The organism is Paenibacillus whitsoniae (assembly GCF_003955665.1).
In the GTDB taxonomy this organism is placed as follows: domain Bacteria; phylum Bacillota; class Bacilli; order Paenibacillales; family NBRC-103111; genus Paenibacillus_E; species Paenibacillus_E whitsoniae.
The window spans coordinates 172,652-185,444 of the sequence record NZ_RXHU01000054.1 but is presented as its reverse complement, the minus strand read 5'-3'; the positions used below and the strand labels follow the sequence as shown (position 1 = coordinate 185,444).

Sequence of the window (12,793 nt, the reverse complement as noted above, 5' to 3'; positions counted from 1 at the left end):
GAAAATTGATAATATAAAATTATGTTTCTTATTACTAATATTTTAGAGGTGCATGAGGATGGACATCGGCTCCACGATAAGAGCGATTCGAAAGAGGAAAAATATCACCATCGCTCAAATTTGCGAAGAAACTGGCTTATCCCAGGGCTTCATTAGTCAGGTTGAAACGAATAAAACCTCCCCATCCATATCCACATTGGAAAATATAGCGCAGTCTTTGAAGGTGCCATTAGCTTATTTGCTCCTGAAGAAAGAAGATCGAATGAATATTATTCGAAAGAATGAACGAAGAATAACAACAAGCGGTTCCGAAAATCTGAAGGTTGAGCATCTGAGTTCTACAAAGAATGTAAAAATGATGCTTGTCGAGTTCCCTCCCGGGACTTCAACGGGGGATGTACCTCATGCTCATGAAGGTGAAGAGGTTCATGTTGTCATTAAAGGAAGAATATACGCAGAGCAAGGCGAGGATGCGGCTGAATTTGGCGAGGGAGATTCGTTCAGTTGGAACGCATGTACCCCCCATGTAGTCAGAAATATCGGGGAAGATACGGCTATCGTGCTTATATCTATCTATACAGAAAGCGATCGTGGACAAGATCTTATCTAAATGATTATGTCCCATAAGGGGACACTTCTAGAATGTGTCCTCTTACAGGGCATTTGCAGCTTAATCAGACTATGAATTATGGACGTACCCACAAAATTAATAAGTCTTTCAGTCCTGAACTATGAAAGCCATCTTTTAGCCAAAATTAAAGTCTGCCCCTGAGTTACCACGAGCAGACTTGATTGTTTGCTAACGTTCTCTTCTATCCCTCACCGCTTCGCCTTATAAAACTCATGATACAGCTTCATGAGCGCCCTTTTCTCAATCCGCGACACATACGAGCGCGAGATCCCCAGTTCCTTCGCAATCTCCCGCTGCGTCAGCTCCTCACCGCTGAGCTCGAGCCCGAACCGGCCGACGACGATCTCCTCTTCTCGCGATCATCCAATATATCCGAGTTCTTATAAATCTTGCTCTTCTCTATCTTGAGCTGCACCGCATCCACGACATCGTCCGCTTCGCTGCCGAGGATGTCGATCAGCGTTGCATTATTTAAAAATATCTAATAATTCGTCATCCGATAATGACCTCACAATTTGTAACCTCAAATTGAAATTGGCAGTGTGTCTCTTACTTTAATATATTATCTAATACTACAGGTGTATAGCCTGGTTGCAAGCCCGTAATTATATAAAGCCCGCCAGGACCTGGAGCTTCAAACGTGTTATATTTAACATTTACGCTATTTCCAGCGTATCCTTGTAAGGTGATGCCGTGTTTCACTTCATCAATAACATGATTGTACTGGATATTACCTGCAAGAGGCTTGTCGATCCCCCCGTATACCCAAATCGCTGAATAAGAATTGTTGTTTGTTTGTCCGCTCCGAATGACATCATTGTACTGTACCAGGAAATTCGTATTGTGATCAACGGGCTGATTGAGATAGTTTTCTACACCAAGCATTATACCTGCGGACCATGCGGAGTCTTTAATTACATTATATTCAAGTGTATTTGCGTTACCGCCTATAATAGTCATTCCACGACCCCAATAGTTGTTCTCCACTGTGTTGTACTTGTAAGTATTATTGTAGTTATATAGTTCGTCATAAGGAACCATAGCCATTCCATCGTCGCCTGCGTTCCGTACCGTGTTGTTTTCTGCCAAGGCAAATTGCGTGTTTCTGGCCAAATGGATCGCATCAGCAAAGGTACCTCTAACTCGATTGTTCTTGATGATGACATTCGGAGTGCTGAAGCCGATAATACCTGCCCCAAAGGTGTTTTCCAGCCATACACCGTCTACGGTAGAGTTGGAGGCCAATCTTATGCCTTCGTGCCCGTTGATTCTGTTATTTCCCTGAATATCAGATATCTTGATGTTCTTTATCGTATCTGAATCGCCTAATGAGAACGCTTTTTTAACTGAAGTTGCGGGGATGTTTTTGTTTATTACCGAATACCACATTCCAGCGCCTGCGATCGTGATTCCCGCTGGTACGGTAATCTGATCACTTATATAATAAGTACCTGCCGGAATCCAGACCTTCTTGTTCCCGCTGTTTGCAGCGGTGATCGTATTGGTTATGGCCGTATAATCATCCGACGTGTCAGTTCCGGTTGCACCGTAGTCGGTTATGGAAAGCCATGATCCATCGGGCACGGTTAATGCTGCTGGTCTTGTTTCAAGTTCGAAGAAATCTATTGTATAGGAGGATACCGTATCTCCACTGTCCTTCTGGAGTTTGATTACGTCACCGCTGCTTATGGTTTCGGTGACGATGATCTCGTCATAGAACCTGAAATACCCTCCGGTCACCGCAGTTTGAGTTCTCCATGTCCGCGCTGAATTCAGGGACAAGTCTTGTTTATGAACACCGTTTATATAGAGGCTAAGTGTACCGCTGGTGTCTTTGGGAATACTGTATCGTATAGTCAACCTGTCGGCAGATCTGTTGCTTGTTATTTGGACGTACTTGCCTACAGCATCAAGGGTTACAGCTTTTCTTCCCGATGCCTCATAGGCCAGGTTGCCGAGCGTTACACTGGACAGGACGGTGCCATTTGTTGAACCATCTTCAGCCTCAAAAGTCGTCCAAGGTATCGTAGCGCCAGGTGATTGCACCGAAACATCCTGGGTAAACTTGATTGCATCAGCAATTACATATGTCCCGTTGGCATTATCGGTAAGCTCTACGTAACCGGAAGTTCCTGCTGCAAAATTGTGTGTCCCCAGTAAAACCCACTGTCCTCCCCATATAGACTGTTCATTTATGTAGTAGGTCTGAGAACCGCCATTGTAATAAATGGTAAATGGCGCATTCGTCGCGCGGCTCGTATCACCGTTCGGCAGCCTGACATAAACCGAATAATCGCCTACTGCTGTGATGGTTGGACGCCACCTTATTTTATCAGTACCCGTTCCTGAATTACTGTAGCTATAATTTGCGCCGTAGTAATTCGCATTCGCTGTTGCTGTCGTCCATGTACCGGTCAACTCCGCCGAAGTATTGTCGACTACTGTCTCAGACGCATGAGCAACATTTGAATACGGTAAAATACCAAACATCATAACAAATAGAACCGCCGTTACTAACGCTAAATTCAATAATTTTGTGATTTGAGTCCCCATTCCCATAATTCTTCCCATAATATATCCCACCTCGCATCATATGAATATTTTAGTGGTTAGAGCCCTCCAAGCCTGCTTTCTAGGAGCAATTTTGAGGGCTCTAAGTTGATTAAAATTACAGATTGGTGATACCCGTTATTACTTTCCTGATTGATCATGAGGCACTGTGACAATTACAGTAGTAACCTTTTTGTTGCCCGCCTTGTCGGTTGCCGTGTAGGTGATTGTATAGGTACGCCCTTTTTCAGCACGTAAACGAAATGAAGTGGCAGCTGTACCAGTGTTAGCCTGTATATCGCCTTGACCTGTATCCGGCCCATTGCTCGTGATGGAAGTTAACACCACGGATTCAACGCCCGATGTAGCATCACTCGAATTCAGCGTGGCATTAATCGTCGCCATTTGATGGTTCGCTGGCCAAATCGACGTCTTATCCAACTGGACGGATAGCGCTGGCACCGTTTTGTCTACTTTAAACTCGACGGTTTTGAGCTCTTCTACATTGCCTGCTTGATCCTTGCTGCGGTAACTAAACTTATACGTCCCTTCGCTGAAGGCAGGAATGGCGCCAGTATAGGTAATCCAGGCCCCGTCATTCACTTGGTATTCGGTTGTCACGGCCCCTCCGTATACATTGGCGCTTACGGATAAGCTGATCGAAACATCCGTCGTATACCAGCTATTGCTGCCGTTAGGCGCAGCCGGGCTTAACGTTGCGACTGTTACAGGGGCAATCTTATTGATGTTGCTTACTACAAGGCTGGTTACATTCGATACATTGCCTACCGCATCCGTTCCTCTTGCATACACGGTGTCATTGTCTGAAACAACGACTGGGTCCGTATACGGAGTCCATGTGCCGCTTTCACCCACTTTGTATTCTTTCACCGCTGCGTCGGCCGGATAGCTGATCGTGACGGTAACACCCGTATTCGTCGGTTCTGTATGATCTACAGCTAATGTTGCATTAACCGGAGCTATATGATCGATATTGCTTACTACATAATTGGTTGCATTCGATACATTGCCTGCAGCATCCATTCCTCTTGCATACACCGTGTCGTTAGCTGAAACAACCACTGGTGCCCCGTACGCAGTCCAAGTGCCGCTTGCGCCTACTTTAAATTCTTTGACTGCTGCATCATTGGGATAGTTGATCGTTAAGGTGACATCGGTGTTGGTCGGTGCTGTGATGTCCGCAGCAAAGACTGCATCTGCCGGAGCCGTCTTATCGATGTTTACCGTGACCGTTTGGACGGCCCCGATATTTCCGGCGTCGTTAGTCGAACGGTAATGTATCACATGAACGCCATCTTGCTCCAAGCTAATCGGCGAAGTATAGGACTGCCATGTATCCCCGCCATTCAGACTATATTCCGCTTTCCCGGAGGCCGACAATGTCATCGTAACAGGCACCGTATACCATCCGTTCAAACCATCCGGCTCGGATGGCGCCATAACTGCCGTTGTTGTCGGTCCCGTCATAGCCAGTTGAATAGGGACTATTTTCAACGTTTCCACGTTCCCGGCTATATCAGTCGAACGATAGCTCAACGTATATTGACCATCTTGATCGATGGTTATCGCTTCCGCATAGTTGAGCCATGTGGTCCCACCATCCAGACTGTATTCCGTCTTCGATACACCTGACAAATCATCAGTTGCGCTAAGGCTTACCGTGACCGGATGTACGTACCATCCTTCCAGTCCATCCGGCTCAGATGGCGTTACAACCGCCGTTGTCACCGGTGCCGTCACATCCACATTGTTGATATAAATGCCGATTTTGGCCAACTGTGCGGCACTGATCTGGATGTTGCTCGTTCCTACTCCGCTGAAGGAATTCCACTCTAACTGCAGCTTCTGCAAGGTCGCGCCGTCTGCCCAAATACCGGCGTATGGCGTATTTTCGATGACATTCCCAGATATCAGGAAGTCCCCGCGTAATGAATTGTAAATCGAAATAGCTCCGTACTGATAAGTAAGCTCTCCTGTATTGGTGTTGCGGAGCGTGTTTTGTGTTACTTCGACACGATTGGTATTAAAAGCTTCACTCGTGTAATACAACAAGATGCCTGCCATATGGGTGTTGGCTATCGTATTCTCAGCGACCTTCACTTGTGTTCCGCTGGCAATGCCAATCCCGCTTTGATCCGTAACCCCGTCAATCACGTTACGGTGAACTAAAATATACTGGGGCTCGCGGGCCGTCGCGCCGAGCTTGTTGACCATGATCGCATTGTCCCTGCTGTTCGTGATGTGATTGCCCTCAACAAAGACTTGTCGGCTGGCAAGTACCGCGATACCATTCATATTCACGTGATCGATATGGTTATCCTTCACCGAGACACTCGTGGAGGAATCGATTTGAATGCCTGCTCCGCCTGAGTTGCGGAGGGACACGTTTTGAATCGTAACGTCATGCGATCCGGCTACATCAATTAGCGCACGATTATGTCTCAGGAGCGGCTGGTTGCGAAGTTCAATCGCAATATCCTGCACAGAGGCATTCGTTACGCCCAATAAACGGATTCCCTGGTGATCGCTGCTTGTAAAGCGAAGAATAGACGAATCTCCCTCTCCGATGATATGCACATTGGTTTTGCCTGCGATAAGTAAATGGTGCTTGATTGCGCTATCGGCAACCGCATCCTGACCGGCCACAGGGTCAAGCAGATAAGTTCCCGCCGGGATATACAAGCGCCCGCCTTCCGTTGGCAAGTGAGCGATGGCTTCCTGGAACGCCGGCGTATCATTTGCGGAACCGTTGCCTGTCGCGCCGTAATCCTTCACGTTAATTTGCGATTGCGGAAGCTGAATCGTTGGGGCTTCCGCCCATGCGCTCTGATTTGGCTCTCGCATAATACCTTCAAAAACGTTATGATACGCAAACTGCTCACTCGTAACCGTGAAGCCAGTCTTAGCCGGATTCGTCGGTTGCGTGACCAAGTTTCCGGTGTAATTGGTTGTTCCAGTAATCGGGGATGCACCGAAATAGACGCTGCCCTGATCGTTATTCAATAGCTTATTATTATCAATTGTCAAGTTTTCGATCTGGGAATTGGTATTTGTGAATGAAAGGCCATATTTAGTTGAACCGACAATCTCGTTATTTCGGAAAATGAGGTCTTTCCCCTTGAATAAGCCGGTCCCCCCCGTTACGATCCCATTCCCTTCCGAACCGTAAACCTTGTTGCCTTCCAGCAAAATGTTGGAGCCTTGTTGGGCAAGTGCGATGCTTCCGCCATATTGATGTCCGGACACCGAATTGTCGGGACGATTGTTCAGATTGGCGCGGACAATGGTGTTGTCTTTGACCGTGATATCATTATAGTTGAAACCGTTGCTTGTTCCGGTTTGGCCTAACGAGTTCAGAAATATGGCTGCAAGTAATCCGCTTTCTAGCCAATTGCCTTGAATGAGATGTTGAAGTCCGCCGGCGCTGATCGATCTGCCCCAGTTCGCATTCAGCACCGTGTTGTTGATCAGTTTGTTGTTTTGGGATACGGGATATATCGGGCTTACATCCGAAACGATGGCAAGTCCGTCATCATTCCCGTTATCAACTAGATTATACGCAGCTGTGACATTGACATTATTGGCAAAATGGATGCTGTCCGCAGCGGTGTTCCTCACTTTATTGTCAACGGCCCACACGTTGCTCGTTCCCGACCAAAATACGAGACCGATCGCGCCTTGATCCGCATTGACATTAATCGCTTGAATGTCTTTACCGGTTATCCCAATGTTATAAGGAGATCCGAAACCTCTCACATCCATTCTCGGGCTCCATGTGGTGCTGAAATCCCTCAGGGAGATGTTTTCCCCGCCCAGTGCCCAGCCATAAGGTGACTTATCGTACGCTAGCCAGCGTGTGGGGACTTGCCCTGGAGCTAGTGCTGCAACGCCGGGCATCTTGAAGCGAATCACCGTGGATTCCCCATCACCGACGAAATGTATATTTTTCAAATCAGATTTCCCCCAGAAAACCCGACTGACTGAGGGGGCTGTGGGTTTGAAAAAGTAGGTGCCTGCAGGCATGTATAACACGCCGCCGCCATAGGCATTAAGCGCATTAACAGCTTGGTCGAAGGCAGCCATATCGTCCGTTATGCCGTCACCAGTTGCCCCAAAATCTCTCACGTTCGCAACCGTCATCGAGCTATAATCGATTCTAGGCATGTTCTCCAGACCCTGCCGGTTATAAAAATTGTCCGGAAGGTTCGAAATAATATTAGATGATGGCGCTGTCATCGTATATTCAAAAGTTACTGGGCTGCTTGCAATTGCTCCATCCAGGACTCCATATGCACGTATCGTGGTGTTCTGATTGATTGATATTGGCTGTGTATAATTCATTCTTGCAGCCGAGGTCCGTGGATCGCTTCCATCCGTTGTATAGTAAACATTGGATGAAACCGCTTGCAAACCATTCGTGTCTGAAATTGTCAAGTTGGCTGACAGCGTAATGGAAGACCCCGGAAATAGAACCCCTGACAGTGCATTGGCCGCAACCGGCGGGACAACTGCCAATTTATAGTCAAAAGTAGATACCGGGCTGTCGTTCATCCCTATTTTTACGGCATAGGTCTTAATCGTCGTATTCTGGCTTATCGTTACTTTATTTCCATTGAACAGCTGCTTTGTAGTTGAAGTCGTCGGATCACTCCCATCCGTCGTGTAATAAACGGAAGCTCCCGCAGTTTCCGTTGATAAATCAATCTGTGTCCCCGCAAGTACATTTCCAGAGACATAGTTCGATTTCACCTTTGAAACCGGCGGTGTAAAATACTTTTGAACCAGATAGTTGTCAATGGTTGCACGTTCACTGCTTGATAGCACCTTCCGATACACCAGGACCTCCGCTACCTCCGCTTTCATGTTACGTGATGTTATATAACTGCTTCCTAGCACATAATCCGTGTACGTTTTATAAATTCTCGCATTGCCTGTTGCAAGCTGCTGAGTCACGACATTATTCTCATAGGTGGTTATTCTTCCCTTGTTCGCCGCCGTGTCAAAAGTAGGTTCGAACGTCGCGCCTATTCGATAGAAATTCGTTGTAAGATCTGCTTTGCTTATATTTACCGCATACCCGCTGTTCAGACTTTCAGGATTATTATAGGTGCCCAAAGTAATAAACCTTCCAGGGACGTTATTGCTTAGCATAATGGAAAATGTGCCTGGGGTGTCCGTACCGTAATTGGTTGCGAATATGCCTTTTGCTCCAGCCTCCCCCTCAACCAATGGTTTAACGACCATAATTACTGTACTATCACCGGTATAAGATGCAGGCAATTGCTTTCTCAGTATAGTGCCTGAGGTTGTGTCGTTAAATCTGACCGATGGTCTTCCGTAAACAGCATCCGTGACGAGCAACGGCTTTTTGTTCGAATCTACGACGGAAAGGTCATTTCCATTCCCCGACTGGTCCTTCCATATGGATACTCGGTTGTTCGCATCAACGGTTAACCCGCTATCAGCTTTCAACCAAAGGTCAAGATGATCTGTCGGTATAGCCGAATCTGCAGCAGCTTTACTTCCATCAATAATCGATATAGAGGGTATCATCAGGGCTGCAATCAGCAGTATAGAAACGTGTCTTTTAAATTTTGACATTATTCTCATAAATAAAGGTCACCTCCAGAAATTATCTATAAGGAAAAACGAGCCGAATTGATAGGCAATGAATACAATTCGGCTTTTTCCAAATAGATTGATGCTAGTTTAATCGAATTTTATTTTGTAAGTAAGTTAAATGCAGTCCGAGTTATCATTGCTGATTATTCTACCTTCATCTTGTAGATATCACTATTAAACACCCATTTATCCTTATTCTCTTTATACCAGTTTTTGTACCAATCCTCGAGCTTCTTGCCGCCCGTCTTATCCCATGCATTCTGCACGTCCTTAAAGGCTTGATCGATGGTATACGAATCTCCGCTGACAACGGCTTTAACCATGAAATCGTTCATTTGATTATATCCATCGTTAAACGTTGCATTCAGTTCCTTATCCAATGACGGTCTTGTATTGGGATGTGTAAAGCCTTCCTTCATATGGTTCGGATCCAGATACAGCTTATCCATTTCCTTCGAAATCTTGATCCATTCCTGATCGAACGCATTAGTGGAATTAATGCCTACGCCATCTACCACACAAGGCTTCAGGTAATATTTGGTCATGAGCATCTTGAAATCGCCGTTATAGTCTTTTTCCTTCTTATTCTTATCAGCACTGATTGGTTGCGGACAGCCAGTGGCGTCATTCTTATAATGTTCACCCTCAACGCCATATTCGAAATGCTCCACTGTACTTGGTTTATTCATGAAATCAATATATTGGATCACAGCAGCCGGGTCCTTTGCATTGGCATTAATGGAACCTACCATCTGAAGCGGCGAGCTGATGTCAGGTCCGAAGGAACCGTATGGTGAGGCTGGGAATGCGATTGGAATGATTTCCGCTTTCGGATCGTTTTTCTTAAGTGTTTCATAATTTTTCTTCACATCGGATTTGTATCCTGCGAAAATACCAAGCTTGCCATTGGCAAAATCCTGCTGTGCCTTTTGCCCATTCTTGTCTGTCAGGAAGTCCTTGTCTACGATGCCGTTATCGAACATCTTTTTCTTAAACTCGGTTGCAGGTTTGATCCGGTCGAATTGACGAACCAGCTCGCCGTTCTTAATGATGAACATCTCGTTTCCAAACATTCCGTCAATATAATATTGACTAAATTGGCTAAAATTGAATCCAAATGTATCCTTCTTGTTGTTTCCGTCCGGGTCATTATTTGCGAAGGCGTTTGCAACAGCATACAGCTCATCTACAGTAGTAGGCACTTTTAAGCCTAGTTTATCCAACCAGTCCTTACGTATTACTAGAGAAGACAGCACTTGTGGCTTACTCACGATACCAAAGTCATACATCTTACCGTCTGATTTGCTTCCCAGCTTCTTCAATTCAGGGAATTTCGCAAGCAGTTTCTTATATTCTGTACTGTACTTTTCAATTAAATCGTCTAAAGGCATCAGTTGCTTCTGACTCCACAGCTGATTACGGAAAGCGTTGTCATATTCCAGAATCAGGTCTGGCGCATCGGCCGCAGCAAATAACGTGCTTAACTTCTGTTGAGACTCGAATCTGGGGATGGAAACAAACTTTACATCCACTGGACCATTCTGATTAATCCACTTCGTCCAACGATTATCCGTGTATGTTCCTTCCTCGGCCGGTATTTGAGCGCGATCATAGATCGTTGCGGTGATCTTTCCGCGCTTCTCTGGCGCTTTCGTGGCATCAGCAGACTTATCCGCGATGTCCTCCTTTTTCGTACTGCAGGCGGACAGCACACCACTTAATGTCACAGCTATTACGGCAGTACTGATAATACTTTTATTCAGGTTTTTCATTTGTTTAAAGCCCTCCTTGTTTTTTTAGGTTTCTCTTGCCTACTGAAATCATTTCTGCCTTAAATCAGGCTGACATCCCAATCTCCGGCATCACTCCCTTCCAATTACTTTGTTCGCTATCCTTTAATAGCTCCAATCATGACTCCGTTGACGAAATATTTTTGCAAAAATGGGTAAACAGCAATAATTGGCAGAATCATGACCATAATTCCTGCAGATATAACTGATTCTGGTGTAATCTTCGCGAGATCCTCCGGATTTAACTGCGCCAGCTCCGCAATGATCGACTGGCTGCGGACCATATTCTGAACAAGCACCGAGAGGTTGAATTTATTGGAGTCATTAATATAAATCAGTAAATTAAAGAAGGAGTTCCAGTGGTTTACGCCGTAGAACAAAGCTAACGTTGCCAAAACCGGCTTGGATAATGGAAGTACGATTTGGATTATAAGCCTCCACTCGCTGCAGCCGTCCATACGCGCCGCTTCTTCCAATTCATCTGGTATATTCTCGAAGAATGACCGTAATACAAGCAAGTTATACACACTGATTAGTCCTGGTATCCATATTGCTCCATAATTGCCGACAAGCCCAAGTGATTTAACCAGTAAAAAATTGGGAATCAGTCCGGCAGAGAACAGCATTGTGAAAACGATAGCGAGTGTAAAGAACTTTTTTGCATAGAAGTGTTTTCTGGAGAGCGGATATGCGGCGAATATGGTAAACAACATATTCAGTGACGTGCCTACAACAGTTATGATGATACTATTCTTAAGTGAGTTAACGATAGGTGTTCCATTCACCAAATTCTTATAAGCAATCCATGTTGGTTCAACAGGCCATAAGCCTACATCCCCCGAAAGGATGGCATGCCCGCTGCTCATAGACAATGACGCGATATGAACGATCGGCAAGAGACAGCTTAATCCCGCCAGAAACAAAACTATATGGTTGATTTTCAGAAAAATGCGTTCACCCCATGTGGGCTTCATTCCTTTTGCCTCCTACCACAAACCTTGATTAAACTTTTTGGCAATGCCGTTTGCTGTCAGTACCATAGTTAATCCGATTATGGATTCGAATAAACCGAGTGCAGCGCCGTGGCTGTATTCCCCGCTGCCTAGACCCACTTTATAATTCCAGGTACTAATTACCTCGGAAATATTCTTAACCACCGGGTTTTGCAAAACATAAACTTGATCGAACCCTATGTCCATCACATGGCCGATAGATAGGATGAACATAAGAACAATCGTTGAACGGATGCCGGGTAGTGTAATATGCCAAATTTTCCTCCACTTATTTGCACCGTCCATACTTGCTGCTTCATATAAACTTGGATCAATACCTGTTAATGCCGCAAGATAGATGATTGCCGACCACCCTGCGTTCTTCCAGATACTTGACCCAACGAATATAGCGATCCATGAGAATTCTTTAAACAAAAACGGATAAGCCTCACCCGTTGTTTTCTTGATTAGTATATTGACAATACCGCTTTGCTGAGCAAATATCATTGTCACCAATCCACCGACAATAATCCAATTCAGAAAGTAGGGAAGATACACTAGCGTTTGAACAGATTTCTTAAACCACATCTTTCTCACTTCGTTTAACAATATGGCCAGTATGATGGGAAATGGAAATCCTACCAGCACGGTTAATGCGCTGAGCATAATGGTATTACGAATGATTTGCGTCATTTGCGGGTTCGTAAATAGATAACTGTAGTTTTCCAGCCCCACCCAAGGACTACCCCAAATCCCCTCTGCGAAATTATAATCCTTGAAAGCGATGACAAGCCCGAACATGGGAATATACTTAAAAAGTATGAAATACACCGCAATCGGTATAAACATTAGTAATAGCGGTTTATTTTGATTGAATCTCTTTTTTCTCTGAAGCCATAGTGCTTTCTTGTCCGTAGGTATATCACTCCACCCAGGCTTCTCTATTGCTTGACTTCTTGCAGTCATGGGTGCATCCTCCTTATTTTTAAAATTGATTTGCTCGGCCTCTGTATACTACTTCTTCATGCCGGGTACCGACAACTAACACTTTAAAACCGCTATAACAGATTTTGATATAGGGAAAAAGCAGCAGTAGCAGCACTTACCCGGTAAGAAATGAACAGGATGTACAAAAAAAAATAGCCGTTGTCCCATTGACAGCAGCTATTATTGACGATGAAGATTGC

At 45.2% G+C, this 12,793-nt stretch carries 6 protein-coding genes and 1 pseudogene; 1 reads left to right on the top strand and 6 read right to left on the bottom strand.

The genetic code is table 11. From position 1 onward, the window contains the following. Nucleotides 1-58 precede the first annotated feature (58 nt). Nucleotides 59-610: a helix-turn-helix domain-containing protein gene (locus EJQ19_RS18290; RefSeq protein ID WP_126142673.1), complete on the top strand. Its 552-nt coding sequence runs from the start codon at nucleotides 59-61 to the stop codon at nucleotides 608-610. Nucleotides 611-819: 209 nt separating this feature from the next. Here the strand turns inward: EJQ19_RS18290 and EJQ19_RS18285 are convergent. The 6 genes and pseudogenes from EJQ19_RS18285 to EJQ19_RS18260 all read right to left on the bottom strand — a co-directional run. Then, nucleotides 820-1,103, bottom strand: a pseudogene (locus EJQ19_RS18285) (sigma-70 family RNA polymerase sigma factor); the annotation flags it as partial. 77 nt (nucleotides 1,104-1,180) lie between these two features. Further along, nucleotides 1,181-3,202: a golvesin C-terminal-like domain-containing protein gene (locus EJQ19_RS18280; protein WP_126142672.1), complete on the bottom strand. Its 2,022-nt coding sequence runs from the start codon at nucleotides 3,200-3,202 to the stop codon at nucleotides 1,181-1,183. A gap of 120 nt (nucleotides 3,203-3,322) precedes the next feature. Next, nucleotides 3,323-8,812 carry an OmpL47-type beta-barrel domain-containing protein gene (locus EJQ19_RS18275; RefSeq protein WP_126142671.1) on the bottom strand — a complete coding sequence of 1,830 codons (5,490 nt, stop codon included), beginning with the start codon at nucleotides 8,810-8,812 and terminating at the stop codon, nucleotides 3,323-3,325. 155 nt (nucleotides 8,813-8,967) lie between these two features. Beyond that, the gene (locus EJQ19_RS18270) at nucleotides 8,968-10,596 is read right to left on the bottom strand and encodes an extracellular solute-binding protein (RefSeq protein WP_126142670.1); all 1,629 of its coding nucleotides are present in this window, start codon (nucleotides 10,594-10,596) and stop codon (nucleotides 8,968-8,970) included. 116 nt (nucleotides 10,597-10,712) lie between these two features. Further along, nucleotides 10,713-11,588, bottom strand: coding sequence for a carbohydrate ABC transporter permease (locus EJQ19_RS18265; RefSeq protein ID WP_126142669.1), 876 nt, complete (start codon nucleotides 11,586-11,588; stop codon nucleotides 10,713-10,715). A gap of 12 nt (nucleotides 11,589-11,600) precedes the next feature. After that, the gene (locus EJQ19_RS18260) at nucleotides 11,601-12,572 is read right to left on the bottom strand and encodes an ABC transporter permease (RefSeq protein ID WP_126142668.1); all 972 of its coding nucleotides are present in this window, start codon (nucleotides 12,570-12,572) and stop codon (nucleotides 11,601-11,603) included. Nucleotides 12,573-12,793: the final 221 nt, after the last annotated feature.

Excerpts from the sequence above, each read along its gene's own strand:
- EJQ19_RS18265 (WP_126142669.1), bottom strand. The coding sequence starts at position 11,588 with ATGAAGCCCACATGGGGTGAACGCATTTTTCTGAAAATCAACCATATA.
- EJQ19_RS18270 (WP_126142670.1), bottom strand. The coding sequence starts at position 10,596 with ATGAAAAACCTGAATAAAAGTATTATCAGTACTGCCGTAATAGCTGTG.
- EJQ19_RS18260 (WP_126142668.1), bottom strand. The coding sequence starts at position 12,572 with ATGACTGCAAGAAGTCAAGCAATAGAGAAGCCTGGGTGGAGTGATATA.
- EJQ19_RS18275 (WP_126142671.1), bottom strand. The coding sequence starts at position 8,812 with ATGAGAATAATGTCAAAATTTAAAAGACACGTTTCTATACTGCTGATT.
- EJQ19_RS18280 (WP_126142672.1), bottom strand. The coding sequence starts at position 3,202 with ATGGGAAGAATTATGGGAATGGGGACTCAAATCACAAAATTATTGAAT.
- EJQ19_RS18290 (WP_126142673.1), top strand. The coding sequence starts at position 59 with ATGGACATCGGCTCCACGATAAGAGCGATTCGAAAGAGGAAAAATATC.